This window comes from Bacillus sp. JST-5 (genome assembly GCF_057747715.1).
The window spans coordinates 13,645-29,515 of record NZ_JBYLHW010000032.1; the positions used below are offsets into that span (position 1 = coordinate 13,645).

Consider the following 15,871-nt stretch of genomic DNA (forward strand, 5'->3'; position numbering starts at 1 on the left):
TCAAAATGAAAAAGCGAAAAATGCTATTTTTAACAGGAACAAGAGCAGATTATGGGAAAATCAAATCTTTAATGAAAAAAGTAGAGAAAAGTCAAAAGTGGGAACTTCATATATTTGTCACAGGAATGCATATGTTACGAAAACATGGATTAACGTGGAAAGAAGTTGAAAAAGATGGGTTTCAAAACATCTATAAATTTGTAAATCAACAAGAAAATTCACGAATGGATGTCGCCTTAGGAAACACGATATTAGGATTTAGTGAATATGTTCAACAATTAAAACCAGACTTAATCGTCGTTTATGCAGATCGACTGGAGGCACTTGCGGGAGCGATCGTAGGAGCATTTCATAACATTAAAGTCGCTCATATCGAAGGTGGAGAAGTGTCGGGAAGTATCGACGAGTCGATTCGCCATGCGATAACAAAATTTTCACATATCCATTTTGTCAGCAATGAAGAAGCAAAAAAGCGGGTGCAACAATTAGGAGAGAGCGAGGATAGCATTTTTGTGATTGGCTCCCCAGACGTTGACATTATGTTATCCGATGAGCTCCCGAGCATCGATACGGTCAAAAACAAGTACAAGATAAACTTTAACGAATATGCGATATTGATTTATCATCCTGTAACAACGGAGATAGAGATGTTACAAAATCACATAACAGCCGTTGTCGATGCGATCCTTGAATCTAACGACAATTATGTCGTGATTTACCCGAATAATGATGAAGGGAAATCGATAATTTTAAAGGAATATCAACGATTAGAAAATCATCCGAAAATCAAAATGTTCCCATCGATACGATTTGAAGACTTTTTAACTCTGTTAAAAGAAAGTCGATTGATTATCGGAAATTCAAGTGCTGGTATTCGCGAAGCTAGTGTGTATGGAATACCAGCGATTGATATTGGAACGAGACAAAAAAATCGTTACAATTCCAACATTTTAAAGAACATCCTTCATGTCAATGAAAAGAAAGAAGAGATTTTACATGCAATACAATTAGCGCAAAAAAGTAAATTTGCGCCAACTAGTTATTTTGGAGATGGGAAAAGTGATGAAAGGTTTATAGAAATTATGGAAAAGGAACTCATAGATCAAATTCCTATTCAAAAATACTTTGTCGATATGGATGATAGGTGATGTCATGTATAAAGGTTATACGTTTCTTGCTATTATTCCGGCAAGAGGGGGAAGCAAAGGGATTCCGAAAAAAAATATCCAATTGATCGAAGGGAAGCCGTTAATACAGTACACCATTGAAGAAGCGTTAAAATCGAAATATATCGATCGAATCATAGTTTCAACGGATGACGTCGAGATTGCCGAGATTTCCAAAAAAGCTGGGGCCCATGTTCCATTTCTACGGCCAAAACATTTAGCAAAAGACGATTCAAAAGTCATTGACACAATCATACACGTGATTGAGGAATTGAATCGCATCGGATGTTCTTATGACTATGTGGTCTTATTGCAGCCTACTTCCCCATTAAGAAAACATTGGCATATAGATGAAGCGATTGAAAAAATCGTGAATGAGAATGAAAGGGGTCTCGTAAGTGTTTCGGAAGTAAAAGACCATCCGATTCTCATAAGAAGGATGGATGAACAAGGAAAACTGAGGAACTTATTGCATATGGAAAGTACGATAAGGAGACAAGATTTACCGAAATATTACAAAGTCAATGGTGCGATTTATATTAATAAAATTGATGAACAACTCAATCATACGACGAGTCTCAACGATAACAAACTTCCGTATATCATGGATCAAATATATGATTTAGATATTGATACACCGCTAGATTTAGAATTTTTTAAATGGTTAGTAAATAGGGCGGATGCTTTCTGACACAAGTTTAGGCTTCATAAGCCAACAGCACGCATTTGTCGAAAGCATCACGTCCTTTTTATAGTTCAACTTATTCAATAAACTAGTGTAACAAACACATCGATGCGCCAAACCTCCAAAAGACCAGACACTAGCAGGAACAGTCGGTACCAACCATTCCACCACTTAGCTATTTAATAACAATGGCGTAACAAATGCTTCGATAATTGCCGCAATGACAAGAAGCGGGATACACACAAGACCTAAAGTTTTCAACGAATGAACAATCGGCACCTTCAACGAAAAACCTTTAGAATCATTCAGCTTCTTCCAAATCGACACGCTCATATAAACCGATAACGCGGTAGAGATGATAATCGCAGGAAGTTCGAAAATTCCATGAGGCAATAACCCTTGAAAAATCATCGCCCAAACCGATTGGTCGTTCTTTTGGATAAACGCTAAAATAACGCCAATGACACCCGCATTCATGAGTAGTGCTCCGACAGGTAAAATAAAAATCGGAATAAACCCAAGGGCGAAAATCGTTAAACACGCACGGGTATTATTTAAAAACAGCCCCCAAGCTAACTCAAGATTGGAAAGGTCAGGATCTAATAAATCAGATTCCTGAAACATATGAAACACTTTTTCTACTAAAAAGAAAAGCAATTCTTCATTGGAAACCATCACAATAAATGATAAAACGATGCTTATCAAAAACGCGACCGAAAGCCATAAGATGTATGTTCCAAAATCATATTTTAATCGTTTCCATTGTTCTTGATATAACTGAATCATGGTACGCTCCTCTCTATCATTCGTAGTTTCATTATATTCGAAAATGGATGGAAAAGAATTATTAATTATAATTGGATTATATTAGTAAAAAATACATTCAAGCTGCTATGAAGGTTACTATTATCGATAGTATTAACATTGATTTTAACCCAGGTTTTTGGAATTTATGGGGCAATTATATATACTAATAAGTAATTTTATAATAAACTTTAAACGATCAAAACCTATTAGGTTAAAAAAATTTAAAGTCATCATTTTTTATTGTCTTGTACTATGTTAAAGAAGTCACAATTTTATTTGTGTTCGAAATGAATCTATTTTAAAAAAAATTAATAATAGTATTTTTAGAGTTAAGAATTGAACTATTAAATACTATACTTTTATACAATAATAATTAACTATCCCTATTAAAAATTATTTAGAAGATTAGGAGATTTTTAATATGAATATAACTATAATCGGTTTAGGTTATGTTGGTTTAGTTACGGCATTATGCTTAGCTGAGAAAGGACATCATGTTAGCTGTTTAGATATTGACAAAGAAAAAATTAATCAGTTGAATCAAGGAAAATTTCCTTTTTATGAACCAGGGGTAGAAGACCTTTATAAGAAAAATGCCGAGCGGTTGACGTTTACGTTTAATTATGGAGAAGCATTCATTGAGAATGATGTGATTATGATTTGTGTAGGTACTCCGGATAATCTGGATGGTTCTGCTAATCTCAAATATGTATATAATGCGGTTGAAAAGATAGCTCAAACCGTCCAACATGATTGTGTCGTTGTCATTAAATCGACCGTTCCTGTTGGTACGAATGATAAAATCGCTGCGTATATTCAGGAGAATAAGAAGAATAACGTTAATATCGAAGTTGTCTCTAACCCAGAGTTTTTATCCCAAGGATCTGCCGTTCGTGATACACTACATGCATCTAGAATTGTGATTGGTGTTGAATCAGCGGAAGCAGAAACGGTCATGAGAAAGGTTTATGAAAACTTCGGGATTCCGATTGTTGTTACGGATCGAAGAAGTGCGGAAATGATTAAATATGCGGCTAACGATTTTCTTGCCTTGAAAATTTCTTACATCAATGAAATTGCGAACCTTTGTGAAATCGTTGGGGCGAATATTGAGGATGTTGCGAAAGGAATGGGGATGGACCCACGTATCGGAGACAAGTTCCTTAACGCCGGTATCGGTTATGGCGGTTCTTGCTTCCCAAAAGATACGAAAGCTTTACATTGGTTAGCGAATTTCAACGATTATGAGTTGAAAACGATTAAAGCGACGATAGAAGTAAATGAAAATCAAAAACTGAAATTAGTGAAAAAAGCTCGAAAATATTACGATAGCTTTAAAGATTTAGAGGTTGCAGTTCTTGGTTTAACGTTTAAACCAGGAACCGATGATTTACGTGAAGCGGCATCACTCGTTAATATCCCAATATTCTTAGAAGATGGTGCGAATGTTCGTGTATGGGATCCGGTAGGAATGGAAAATTTTAAAAAGCATTTCTCATACGAACTCACATATTGTGATTCAATAGAGGATACGATTCGAAATGCAGATCTTTGCCTCATTTTCACTGAATGGGAACCAATTAAACAATTTGATGTTAATAGATATGTGGAATTGATGAAAAATCCAATTGTTATCGACGGAAGAAACTGTTACAGCTTAGACCAAGTTGAGGGCATTGGCTTAACCTACGAATCAATCGGACGAAAAGTTGTAAAACCAAAACAGTCAGTAAAAGAAATTGTAGAATCTCCTAAAATCTAAAAGAAGCTCTCCATGACATAAAAGACAATAAGAATATCCCTATTTTGTTGTGTGTATCATGCAACAACTTGACAATTAAAATTGGATAAATCTCATCAACGTCCGCTGATACTCTCTCTTTTTACTTTATTAGGGGAATTTTTACATATTTTCCGATATAATAACATGAATCCTTATGCAGGATACATATAAGCAAAATCATGAGAACAAACATGAAAATAGAAAAATGATATCAAAATATGCAAAAAATTTCGAGTATTGTAGGGGAAGGTTTAATAAGAGTTAATAGAATATTGGATTAATCATTTCTTATAATTAGTTGAAATAGAACAATTTTAAATCAAGTATTAGAATTGAGCAATGGAAAAACGAAAGTATGGACATATATAATATTTAGAAATAGAACAGCAAGATAAGGTAAACAAGAAAAAACACTATATCGTGGTGAATAATTAAAGCTAGAATTCAAACTGTTACGATGTTTTTTTATACGGTTAAAGCTTTTCGGCTCATTTGCTATTTAGACCTGAAATAATACCATGTAGTCTATAAGTCTTAGGATAAATTTAACTCATTTGTAATATTATATACAAAAAATACATAATTTATGGTAAAATAGGCTGTGATTATAATAAAAGGGGGAAATCATATGAAAAAATTTGAATTTTCTACTAGCCTTTTATTTTTTGGATCAAAGGGCAGATAGAGGTCGATTATCGGTTTGTAAAAACCAATATATCGAATACTATCTTAGGATTTATACCTGCTGGTAAAGACCAACAAAGTATTCCACTTAAAAATATTTCTGGATCCATGTTATCAACTAGTTATAATATTAAAGCTATTCTTATAGGATTAATTATTTTACTAGGAGGTTTAGGTTCATTAGGAGATAGTTTTGTATTAGGTTTAATTTTTCTTCTAATAGGAGTAGGAATTGCCGGTAGTGGAATACAAACAGTAATCAATATTGAAAAATCAGGAACTCCATATAAGATAAGCGTTCCATTTTTTGAAAGGCAGAAAATGGTAGAACTAAACAACGCTATACATAAAGCCTTAGCAGATGATACTGACAAAACAGATTTAAACTTGTTCTTTGAAAAAAAATCAGCACAATAAAATCTATCTACCTATCGAATTAATCAAAATCTCTTGAAATGAACTGCACCCTAATTGTTAGACATATCTAATAATTGGAGGTGCCTATTTTTATGCTATAAAAAATATTAATACCTGATATTTCTTCATCTATTTATGAAATTTAGATTAAATAATAATAAAAAGGTGAAGATTTCCATTGTTTGAACTACTTCAATATTTTTGTTACTTCATTAATAAAAGAGCGTATTACCTTTTTCATGTTTGACTCATGTCACAGTACTATATATTATGGGAATAACCTTGAATATTATCCTGAAATATATTCAATATAATTATATAGAAATCTTTATAAAATAAAGTTTTTAGAAAAGTAAGTAATATACATATTTACAAATAATAGTGATATAGAAAAATACAAAATTTCTAACGATAATAGTACGTTGGAAATTTTGTGTAAAATATAGTTGCTTCGCTATAATAGCAAAAGATTAATTCCTCACACATTATACCTTTGAGTTTTGTACCATTTTCGTTCTTGTCTTAAAATTCCCCGTTTCACTTCTTTCACCATTGTATAAATCACTAAACCTAGCCATATTTGAGAATAAGTAAAATACATGAGGAGGACAGCAAAAAAATTATAGAGATTGAGCTGTTTCTCAATAGATAAAGCTAAATAGATTTCGGTAACAAACAAGAGAAATCCTACGATAAGTAATATATAAGAAATCAATCCGATATTTACATCTAAATGAAAAAAGAGATTTAAAAAGAAGATACTGTGTGAAAGGAAGATTCCTAGGAAAAACAGGAAATAGGTTAATAGATAATAAAAGATATCTAAAAAAATTCTCTTTTCTTTGATTTGATTCATACGAAATAAGTATTTGATTAAAACATACATGTTTCCGCTTGCCCATCTCGTTCTTTGTTTCCACCAAACACGGAGTGTCTCTGGTTCTTGTTCCCAAGTGACAGCGGCAGGAAAAAAGCGAATATCATACCCTAAGTTTAAAATTCTAATACTTAATTCCGTATCCTCGGCCAATGCTTGTTCGTCCCATCCCCCTAACTTTTCTAAGATCGAACGGCGGATCGCAAAATTTGTTCCCGGAATGGTCGTTAATCGAAACCAAAACCATCTTCCTGCTTGTGCTAGCCATTGAAAGGTGATAGTTTCAATATTGATGAAACGGGTTAATAGATTTTTATTCGCATTGATCACTCGAAATTTTCCTACGACAGCACCGGCCTTTTTATCTTTTAAAAGTACAAGGGCAAGCTTTTTAACAGCATCTGGTTCCGGTGTATTATCGGCATCATAAACAACGATGATTTCTCCTTTTGAATGGGCGAACCCTCTATTTAATGCCCCAGATTTCCCTTTTCCTCCCAATGGGTTATGAATCACTTTAATAAAAGGATAACGCATGGCGAATTCATCGACTATTTTTCCTGTTTGATCACTGGAATGATCATTAATTACAATGACTTCTAATTTATCTTTTGGATAGTTGAGCTGGGCCATTGAAGTTAATGTATTTTCAATGACTAATTCTTCATTATGGGCTGGGATGAGAATACTGACAAAAGGCAATTCAGGGTTATGTTTTAACCATAAGGGTAAAGGTCGTTCATGTTTTATTAAAAACCAATACCCACCCTGCATTAAAAGCATGTGATAAAAGAGCATGAACCAAATAATGAATAATGAAAAATATAATAAGTATTCAGCCAATGGCTCCACCTCGTTTCAAAGAGCGATTCGTTTTCCATTGAATTTTTATAATGCAATAGATAAATGTAACAATTCCGAACGCACCGATTCCAGCAAAGACCCATAAGACAGAAACGATGGAGTTATTTATATGATATTCCAAGTATTCAAAGGACTCCTTAAATAATTGGAGATGATGAACATTGATATTCATTTCACCATTATTGGATGTAATTTTTACTCGATTGGTTTTCACTTCGTTCTTAAAGTTTTTTAAATCGATCCATTCGATATTTTGAAACTTTTCTAAACGAGTGAGAAGCTCTTGAAAACGTTCAAATCCTAAATACGGATGATAAAAGCCAGCAACCATTCCATCTCGTATAAACAAATACTGGTTGGCATAAGTGATCATTTGTTCAATGGAGTCTTCTTTGTCCTCGACATATCCAATCGTTTCAGGTAATAGCTTCATGCCGTTAAGGAATTGAGGTGACGTCATATAAGGGGCTGTATCCATGTTTCTCCAATCTTGATCACTAAGTTGAACTTGCCCGACATAAGTAGAAAAGAATTGGGAGGTCACTTGATAGCCATGTTGAGACATCGTATAATGAGGAGCTTCGAATGCTAATGGGTATAACCCATAGTTCGCTAACTCTTCAATTCCTTTCACTAATTTCTTTTCGATATAATTTCTTTCAAACTCTTTTTGCTTTTGTAAATATTGTTCGTACTCTTCTTCACTGAAAAAATCTGCTCTTGTCTTTAACTCAACTTTTCCATCTGGGTAGTGGTATATGGGCATGTTATGATCAACATCCCAAAATTCAAATCCTTCTCCTGTTTCACTTAGTCTAAACTGATGTGTATACCCGTGGAGGACAATACTACCACCGTTATCTTGCATAAATTTTAATGTTTGTAACAGTTTTGGAGAGTCGCTAAAATGGTATTGTTTCTTTGTTTTAGGATTTGTATAAACAGGAATCACCGCTATCATATATGGAATGTTTTTCTCTTTGAGTAATTGGGCAATTTTCATAAGAGGTTTAGGATCAACGAGCGGGTGTATATCTTCTAATCGAATATATCCATAACGCTTCCCATGTTCATGATGGTCGATGTCCAATACATCATGAAGTATTTCTGCAAAAGGGATAGAAAATGGATAATTCAATAGATGGGAAGCGAAATAATAGGTTTGATGGTGTTGGATAAAAAGAGGGTATTGATTTTCTTTATCTAGCCCCCATGCTAATACTTTTGTATTGGTTGGATCTAATATTTTCAAATTCAAAATTGGCTCAGATGGAAACATAAGCTTGTCTATTTCATCGTTAGAAATACGGACTTCGTTAATGGATACTGGAAGACTATATTGTTGGATAAAATGAAATTTTTCTCCTAATTGCTCGAAATTGTATCCGATAGAAACGACAGTTCCTTGAAAGGATGAAAGGTTATCAACTGTTTCTTTCGGAATTACTTCTCGATCCATCCCGAAATAAAATAAGTAATCTACATCATTGAAATCTTCTTTTTTGACTTCTTTTGCTGAGCGAAAAGTTATATTGTCGGAAAAATGACTGAGTAGTAGATCTACCATCCGTTGATTTTCATTTATCGTACGCTCATTGGAAGATATAATAACTAATAATTTAGGGTTACTTCCGTTTAATGGTTGAGCTTTGATGAGGTCAAAACTAAAAAAAGATGAAAAAAAGAAGATAAAAAAAGAAACAAACCAAACCTTTATTAGAATTTTTCCCATATTCCACATACCCTTTTCATTATTCTTGATAAATCATATTTCCAAAGGATTCATTTTATGTTCAAAAATTGTAAAAAATAACTAACATAGTAGTAGGATAAAGGTTTGGAGTCTATGTTTCTTGAAATTGTTTTTTTATGATTTCCTCTGTTGGTAGACCTAAAGGAGAATAATTGATGTCCATTGAATCTTCTTCCAATTGAATAACCCACCAATATATCCCATGGATGATAGGTTTCCACTGATTAAAAGTAGCGATATAATAGTTTACTTGAATTTCAGGAGAATATAATTGATGATCATAAATCCAATCATAGGGAGTCCGATAGGCACCTTCAATAGGAACAATTCCTACTTCTGTTATAATGATTTTTTTCTTTATCTTTAAATTTTCTACTACTTTTACCCAATGACTCCAAGCATTTTCTAAATCTTTTACATTCGCATGATCTGGGACTTCAAGCGGAAAATACGCATCGATTCCGACATAATCAAGCTTTGAAATAAAAGTTGCATTCGGGATATTTTGAACGATATTCCAGTTAAATGAATAGATTAAATCTCCTTTAAAAATCGCCCTTATCTCATCAATCAATGATTCCCATTCATGATTATACGTTTCTAATGAATTTAATTCCGTTCCAATATTGAATAATTCGATTTGTTTCTTTTGAGCTAGATGGATGTATGGGAGGAGAATGTTACGATAGTTTTCAAACCAAAGGCGAGGATTTTTTGGTTGAATATCCCCACGCCAATGTCCGGTTTTTATTAACTCTCTTTCATCAATAATTGGCCTCAACATCACTTGAAACCCAAAGGAGTGGGCAAGATCGATCATTGCCTCTAAGTCTGATATAGGTGGAGTGATGGAAGGGTTCATTTTTATTTCATTGGATTGCCAATGTTCTTGAACGAAGGGGAAATTGAATGATACACGGTTGACGCCTAATTCTTTTAATTTTGTAAACACATATTCTGCATTGGATAAATTTTGTTTCCCGTATAGAAGAATATTCATTCCTTTATGAAAATGATCGTATGCTAGTTCAGTCTGTTTATTTTCTAACGTTATATGTTTAAAAGTGTGCTCGTTAGCTTTTAGAATCTCCTTTTTTCCATGCAGTAGCGCCCCTATAAAATTGATAACAATAAATAGAAGGATTAAGATGCAAAACCAATAGATCATTTGTTTAACCATACATCCACCTCAATCATATATCCTTTCTATTTTTTATGTTTTGTTCATACCATTTAGTACAAACAAGGATAGAGGGGATACATTTTCCTATGTATTGTCTCGTTTAACCTTTCGTGAAAATGTACGATAATGCACTCTCATTTGACAATAACCGACGAAAATGGATTCTTTTACAACATGAAAAACAGTGATACAATGGATTTAATAATATGTCAAAAAATTTATACTAGAATAAATTTTTAGAATAGAGAAATATAAAGAGGGGGTGTCTGATTTGATTTACGCCGAGATTTTAGCCGGTGGAATCGGGAAACGAATGGGTCATGTAAACATGCCAAAACAATTCCTTTTGTTAAATGATAAGCCTATTATGATCCATACCGTTGAAAAATTTCTGATGTTTTCAGAATTCGAGAAAATTATCGTTGTTTCGCCGAAAGAATGGATCGGCTATACGAACGATATTCTCCATAAATATATTGGGAAAAATGAAAAAATCGTTGTCGTTGAGGGCGGAGCAGATCGGAACGAATCGATTATGAAGGGAATTGAGTATATTGAGAACAATTTCGGCATTTTTGATGATGATACCATCGTCACTCATGATTCTGTACGTCCCTTTGTCACGCACCGCATCATAAAAGAAAATATCGAAGCCTTACAACAATATAAAGCGGTGGATACTGTTATTGAAGCGATTGACACCATTATTGAATCCGAGGACGGAGAGATGATTTCCAACATCCCTAGAAGAGATTTTATGTATCAAGGTCAGACGCCGCAAAGCTTTCATATTAAAACATTAGTCCGTCATTATCAAAGCTTATCCGACGAAGAAAAAGCGATTCTCACAGATGCATGTAAAATTACCTTATTGTTAGGGGAAAAAATAAAAATCGTTAAAGGGGAAGTATTTAATATTAAAATTACGACTCCTTACGATTTGAAAGTGGCCAATGCCATTATACGGGAGAGTATCGCGCATGATTAATCCAATCTATCGTCTAGTTTCTGCTCGTAGATTTGAAATAACTTATGTAGATTGTCATCTTCCAACCGAACAAGTCATCGTTCGTCCTACTTATTTGTCGATTTGTGCAGCAGATCAACGATATTACACCGGTACGCGAGGAAAAGAAGCGATGTCCAAAAAATTGCCGATGGCTCTCATTCATGAAGGGATTGGGGAAATTGTTTATGATCCATTAGGGGAGTATCAGGCTGGGACGAGGGTGGTCATGATTCCGAATACACCGGTGGAAGAGGATGACGTTATCGCAGAAAACTATTTGCGATCTAGCAAATTTAGATCGAGCGGTTATGACGGTTTTATGCAAGAATATGTTTTTTTAGGACGAGATCGTTTTGTTCTTTTGCCGGAGTCGATAACGAATGAAGTTGGTGCCTTTATTGAGTTGAATACGATTGCCATGCATGCTATTTCCCGTTTTGAGAGAAAATCGCATTCTCGTCGGTTTACGTTTGGTGTTTGGGGTGACGGAAATTTAGGCTACATAACCTCCTTATATTTAAAACGCATGTATAAAGATTCAAAAGTATATGTGTTTGGAAAAACCCCGTTTAAGTTAGAAAATTTCTCATTTGTGGATGACACCTTTTTTATAAACGATATTCCAAGCGACCTCACGATTGATCATGCATTTGAATGTGTAGGTGGGATCGGAAGTCAGTATGCAATCAACCAAATCATTGATTATATTCAGCCAGAAGGATCTATTTCGCTTTTAGGAGTTTCTGAGTATCCGGTTGAAATTAATACGAGAATGGTATTAGAAAAAGGGTTGACGTTGATTGGAAGTAGCCGGAGCGGTTATATCGATTTTAAAAAGACGGTTCAATTTTTAAGCGAACATCCAGATATCGTCGAATATCTAGGGAGATTAGTTGGTTCTGTCCATGAAATTAAAACGATAGAAGATATCGTCAACGCTTTTGAAAGTGACTTAGCTTTAGCCTGGGGAAAAACGATCCTTAAATGGAATAAGTAAAGAGGAGAGAATGGTATCTACATGAAAATGTTGAAATGGTTACCAACACTTACAGTCAAAGTGTTGGTTCGCTTTTTATACTCTTGCATTTGTCTTTTATTTCCTGTAAGAAGAAATAAAATTAGTTTTGCCTCTTATCGATCGGATAAACTCTCTGGAAATTTGTATTATGTTCACCGTGCATTAGTTCAACAACAGGGAGATTACGAGATTCATTTTTTGTTTAAAAAGTTTCATCCATCTATTATTGGAAAGGTCTTATATATATTTCATATCATTTGTGTTACTTATCACTTGGCGACTTCTGCTTATGTGTTTATCGACGATTTTTATTTTCCATTATATTTAATCAAAAAGAGAAAAGAAACGACCGTTGTACAGCTTTGGCATGCGGGAGGGGCGTTTAAAAAGTTTGGTTATAGTACGCTCGGAAAGCCATTTGGTCCGAGTAAAGAATATATCAAACGAGTAAACATTCATTCGAATTATTCGTATGCGATTGTCAGTTCATCTGAAGTTATTCCTCATTTCGCTGAAGCTTTTAACATGCCGCCAAAACAAATTTTGCCTTTAGGTATTCCTAGAACGGATTATTTACTAGATGAGAAGAATGAGAGAAAGACGAAAGAAAAACTTTATAGATTATATCCTCATTTAAAAGAGAAAAAAATCATTTTATATGCTCCAACGTTTAGGGGGAAGAGTCATAAGAAAAGCAAATTGGATATTATGATTGATTTTGAACAACTGAGAGAAGCCCTTCATCACGAATACGCCTTCGTGATTAAACTGCATCCTTATATGGATCAATCGGTAGAAATTGTCGACAATACTTTTTTTTATCAGCTTGATCCTGAATTTCATACGGAAGAAATTTTGCTCATTTCAGATCTATTAATCACGGACTATTCTTCGATTATTTTTGATTATAGTTTACTAGGCAGACCGATCGCATTTTTTGCCCGCGATTTAAAGGAATATATAGAGGAAAGGGACTTTTATTATCCATATGAAGAGTTTGTACCCGGCCCCATTTTTTCTCAAACAGAAGAGTTAGTGGAATGGTTGAAAAGAGGGGAATTTGAGACTGATCAAGTGAAACAGTTTGCCGAAAAGTTTTTTAATTATCGAGATGGGAAAGCAAGTCAACGGATTATAGAAACGATTATACTTTCAAAAGAACAGACTGGTTAATACATGAACATAAGGAGTGGCATAGGATGGCTGTAGAAGTTCCAGAAAAAAATACACCGATGAAAACCTGTTCCGTTGAACAACCTTTAAGTAATGTTCATTTATCTATGAATGAGAAATACACATATAAACCAATAAAAAAGCTTACGGAAATGGAATGGAACGGTCCTTTATTGAAAATAGAAGGATATTGTTATTTAGAAGGGGTTCCATTATTAGAAGAAGATGACGTGAAAAAACGTCTAGTGCTCATTAATGAAGAGATGGAAGAATTTTATATCCCACTTAAGGATGTATGTTTACAAGATTTACATCCAGATTATCGTTGGGCAGGATTTGAAGCGCTCATTCATTTTTCAAAAATTACGGAAAATGGAAAACCACTTCCTAGTCATAAGTACTTAGTCTATATCGAGTTAGAAACAGTTGACCACGTGAAAAAAATTGTTTATCGCTTCCCTTTAGGAAATATAGAACCGTTTTTAAAGGAAGGTTATTATTCAACAAAGATGGAATATTACTCTGCGAAAGAAGTGCTGATGTATAATCTGCTCGTGACTTATAATTTGGCGAATAAAACGATGCAGTTGGAATCCATTAAATTGAAAAGCATGAATCCGTCCATATTTAACCCGAAAGTAAGAAAGAAAAGTTTTCTTTATCGATTCATGAACAAATATGGATATAAAATTTTATATAATGTTTTTAAATGGTTGCCGTTGAAGGAAAAGAAAGTGTTATTTGCTTCGGATAGTCGGGAAGATATGAGCGGAAATTTTGCCTTTGTCTATGAAGAAATGAAAAGAAGACAATTAGATTTTAATTATCATTTTATTTTGAAGAAAGAAATTGCTAAGGAGCGGTCTTTTCTAGAGTTTATAAAGCTATCGTATCATTTAGCGACGTCTAAATTTATTGTACTTGATGACTTTTATCCGTTAGTGTATCCATTAAAAATACGAAAAAATGCCGAGCTTGTTCAGTTATGGCATGCCGTAGGTGCGTTTAAAACATTTGGGTTTAGCCGAATCGGTCGACCGGGTGGCCCATCACCGAAATCGAAAAACCATCGCAATTATACGAAAGCCATTGTTAGTTCGAAAAATGTGGCAAAACATTATGCGGAAGGCTTTGGAATTGACATTGAAAAAGTGATAGCGACGGGAATTCCAAGGACGGATGTCTTTTTTGATGAAGAGTATAAAAAGAAAATGAGAGAAACTTTATACCAGGAATATCCGTTTTTAAAGGAAAAAAAGGTAATCATGTTTGCGCCAACATTTCGAGGGAACGGACAGCAATCGGCGCATTATCCGATGGAAATGTTGAATTTTAAAAAGCTGTATGAACAGTTAAAGGATGAATATGTTTTTCTATTAAAAATTCATCCATTTGTAAAAAATCATGTCTCGATTCCATATGAGTATCGCGATTTCTTTTATGATTTTTCACATTATCGAGAAATAAATGATTTATTGTTTGTTACCGATTTGTTGATTACCGATTATTCCTCTGTTTGCTTTGAATTTGCTTTGTTAAATAAACCGATGATTTTCTTCGGATTTGATGTGGAGGATTATGTTCGTAAAAGAGATTTTTATTATGAGTATCAATCGTTTATTCCAGGTACGCTTGTGCGGACAACAGAGGAGATAATTGAAACGATACAAACGGGAAATTATAAGATGGAAAAAATTAAGCCATTTGTGGAATATTTCTTTGATCATTTAGATGGGAAATCGAGTGAAAGAGTCGTAGATTGGATTTTTCTCGGGAAAAAATAACACGAGTGGATTGGCAATGACCAATCCATTTTCTTTTATACTTGGACAATTTCCACTTCCTCATATAATACAAGAACTTCGAATTTTCCTTCTTTTACCCAGTATCCAGTTTCATCTTCTTTAAGTACGTCATACGTTTTCCCAAGCATCTGTTCAGGAATGCCGAATCCTTTTTCGTCGTTTAATGCCTTTATAATTTTAATTTTCACGGTTGTCACCCTTTTTCAAAACTGGCTAAGTTCTGTCATCATATTTTTATGTGAAGGGGATCGTTTTTGTTTCTATATCGATACACATTCTCCATTATAGCCCAATATGATTTTTCTACAAACTTCATGCTCTCTTCATAGGAAAAAGGGGCTGTCCGATAAGTCCCTAAAATGAAGCAAGTGGAGAAAAACAATTCGTTTCTCTCCACTTGCTTTTATATGTGCGCCCGGCATGTACATGAACTATAGGGTGTAAGTCCCGAACCCCGAAGACAGAAGTAGAGGTTAGCCAAGAGCAAGGGTGTCCGTGGTGACGCGGAATCTGAAGGAAGCTGGAGGCAAAACACCGGTCCGAGGAACACGAACCTCATATAAGGCTAGATATGATTGAGTGAGTTTGCATAACAAAACAAAGCTCTTTCTGTCGAAGGTCATATCGAGTAAATGAGGCGGATAGAT

General features: G+C 34.2%; 12 protein-coding genes and 1 pseudogene. 8 read left to right on the forward strand and 5 right to left on the reverse strand.

The window, feature by feature from the left end:
• Window positions 1–5: 5 nt before the first annotated feature.
• Window positions 6–1,148, forward strand: a complete 1,143-nt coding sequence (gene neuC, locus AC3ASS_RS08180) for a UDP-N-acetylglucosamine 2-epimerase (protein ID WP_488283033.1) — start codon at window positions 6–8, stop codon at window positions 1,146–1,148.
• Between the two features lie 4 nt (window positions 1,149–1,152).
• Window positions 1,153–1,857 carry an acylneuraminate cytidylyltransferase family protein gene (locus tag AC3ASS_RS08185; RefSeq protein WP_488283034.1) on the forward strand — a complete coding sequence of 235 codons (705 nt, stop codon included), beginning with the start codon at window positions 1,153–1,155 and terminating at the stop codon, window positions 1,855–1,857.
• 165 nt (window positions 1,858–2,022) lie between these two features.
• On the opposite strand, the gene AC3ASS_RS08190 is transcribed toward AC3ASS_RS08185, so the two are convergent.
• Window positions 2,023–2,637 (reverse strand): stage II sporulation protein M, encoded by a 615-nt coding sequence (locus AC3ASS_RS08190; RefSeq protein ID WP_488283035.1) that lies wholly within the window; start codon window positions 2,635–2,637, stop codon window positions 2,023–2,025.
• Between the two features lie 442 nt (window positions 2,638–3,079).
• On the opposite strand from AC3ASS_RS08190, the gene AC3ASS_RS08195 reads away from it, so the two are divergent.
• Together AC3ASS_RS08195 and AC3ASS_RS08200 are read left to right on the forward strand one after the other, a co-directional pair.
• Entirely contained in the window at window positions 3,080–4,420 is a 1,341-nt protein-coding gene (locus AC3ASS_RS08195; protein ID WP_488283036.1) for a UDP-glucose dehydrogenase family protein, read from the forward strand.
• Between the two features lie 649 nt (window positions 4,421–5,069).
• Window positions 5,070–5,542 (forward strand): annotated as a pseudogene (locus AC3ASS_RS08200) (hypothetical protein).
• Window positions 5,543–6,020: 478 nt separating this feature from the next.
• Here the strand turns inward: AC3ASS_RS08200 and AC3ASS_RS08205 are convergent.
• From AC3ASS_RS08205 to AC3ASS_RS08215, 3 genes are all read right to left on the reverse strand, one after another.
• On the reverse strand, window positions 6,021–7,262 hold the full coding sequence (locus AC3ASS_RS08205) for a glycosyltransferase family 2 protein (protein WP_488283037.1): 1,242 nt from the start codon (window positions 7,260–7,262) through the stop codon (window positions 6,021–6,023).
• Window positions 7,255–9,015 (reverse strand): DUF2334 domain-containing protein, encoded by a 1,761-nt coding sequence (locus tag AC3ASS_RS08210; RefSeq protein ID WP_488283038.1) that lies wholly within the window; start codon window positions 9,013–9,015, stop codon window positions 7,255–7,257. Before AC3ASS_RS08210 ends, AC3ASS_RS08205 begins: the two co-directional genes overlap by 8 nt.
• 112 nt (window positions 9,016–9,127) lie before the next feature.
• A complete protein-coding gene (locus AC3ASS_RS08215; protein WP_488283039.1) occupies window positions 9,128–10,216 on the reverse strand; it encodes a glycoside hydrolase family 113 in 1,089 nt (362 codons plus the stop codon).
• 274 nt (window positions 10,217–10,490) lie between these two features.
• On the opposite strand from AC3ASS_RS08215, the gene AC3ASS_RS08220 reads away from it, so the two are divergent.
• The 4 genes from AC3ASS_RS08220 to AC3ASS_RS08235 are packed head-to-tail and all read left to right on the forward strand — an operon-like array spanning window position 10,491 to window position 15,203.
• Entirely contained in the window at window positions 10,491–11,207 is a 717-nt protein-coding gene (locus tag AC3ASS_RS08220) for an IspD/TarI family cytidylyltransferase (protein WP_488283040.1), read from the forward strand.
• On the forward strand, window positions 11,200–12,225 hold the full coding sequence (locus AC3ASS_RS08225) for a ribitol-5-phosphate dehydrogenase (protein ID WP_488283041.1): 1,026 nt from the start codon (window positions 11,200–11,202) through the stop codon (window positions 12,223–12,225). Before AC3ASS_RS08220 ends, AC3ASS_RS08225 begins: the two co-directional genes overlap by 8 nt.
• A gap of 21 nt (window positions 12,226–12,246) precedes the next feature.
• Window positions 12,247–13,419, forward strand: a complete 1,173-nt coding sequence (locus AC3ASS_RS08230; RefSeq protein ID WP_488283042.1) for a CDP-glycerol glycerophosphotransferase family protein — start codon at window positions 12,247–12,249, stop codon at window positions 13,417–13,419.
• 26 nt (window positions 13,420–13,445) lie between these two features.
• Window positions 13,446–15,203: a CDP-glycerol glycerophosphotransferase family protein gene (locus AC3ASS_RS08235; RefSeq protein WP_488283043.1), complete on the forward strand. Its 1,758-nt coding sequence runs from the start codon at window positions 13,446–13,448 to the stop codon at window positions 15,201–15,203.
• A gap of 35 nt (window positions 15,204–15,238) precedes the next feature.
• On the opposite strand, the gene AC3ASS_RS08240 is transcribed toward AC3ASS_RS08235, so the two are convergent.
• Window positions 15,239–15,412 carry a hypothetical protein gene (locus tag AC3ASS_RS08240; protein WP_488283044.1) on the reverse strand — a complete coding sequence of 58 codons (174 nt, stop codon included), beginning with the start codon at window positions 15,410–15,412 and terminating at the stop codon, window positions 15,239–15,241.
• Window positions 15,413–15,871: the final 459 nt, after the last annotated feature.

What these genes read in the sequence shown, in the direction of transcription:
- neuC (WP_488283033.1), top strand. Translation starts at nt 6, where the DNA reads ATGAAAAAGCGAAAAATGCTATTTTTAACAGGAACAAGAGCAGATTAT.
- AC3ASS_RS08185 (WP_488283034.1), top strand. Translation starts at nt 1,153, where the DNA reads ATGTATAAAGGTTATACGTTTCTTGCTATTATTCCGGCAAGAGGGGGA.
- AC3ASS_RS08190 (WP_488283035.1), bottom strand. Translation starts at nt 2,637, where the DNA reads ATGATTCAGTTATATCAAGAACAATGGAAACGATTAAAATATGATTTT.
- AC3ASS_RS08195 (WP_488283036.1), top strand. Translation starts at nt 3,080, where the DNA reads ATGAATATAACTATAATCGGTTTAGGTTATGTTGGTTTAGTTACGGCA.
- AC3ASS_RS08210 (WP_488283038.1), bottom strand. Translation starts at nt 9,015, where the DNA reads ATGGGAAAAATTCTAATAAAGGTTTGGTTTGTTTCTTTTTTTATCTTC.
- AC3ASS_RS08215 (WP_488283039.1), bottom strand. Translation starts at nt 10,216, where the DNA reads ATGGTTAAACAAATGATCTATTGGTTTTGCATCTTAATCCTTCTATTT.
- AC3ASS_RS08225 (WP_488283041.1), top strand. Translation starts at nt 11,200, where the DNA reads ATGATTAATCCAATCTATCGTCTAGTTTCTGCTCGTAGATTTGAAATA.
- AC3ASS_RS08230 (WP_488283042.1), top strand. Translation starts at nt 12,247, where the DNA reads ATGAAAATGTTGAAATGGTTACCAACACTTACAGTCAAAGTGTTGGTT.
- AC3ASS_RS08235 (WP_488283043.1), top strand. Translation starts at nt 13,446, where the DNA reads ATGGCTGTAGAAGTTCCAGAAAAAAATACACCGATGAAAACCTGTTCC.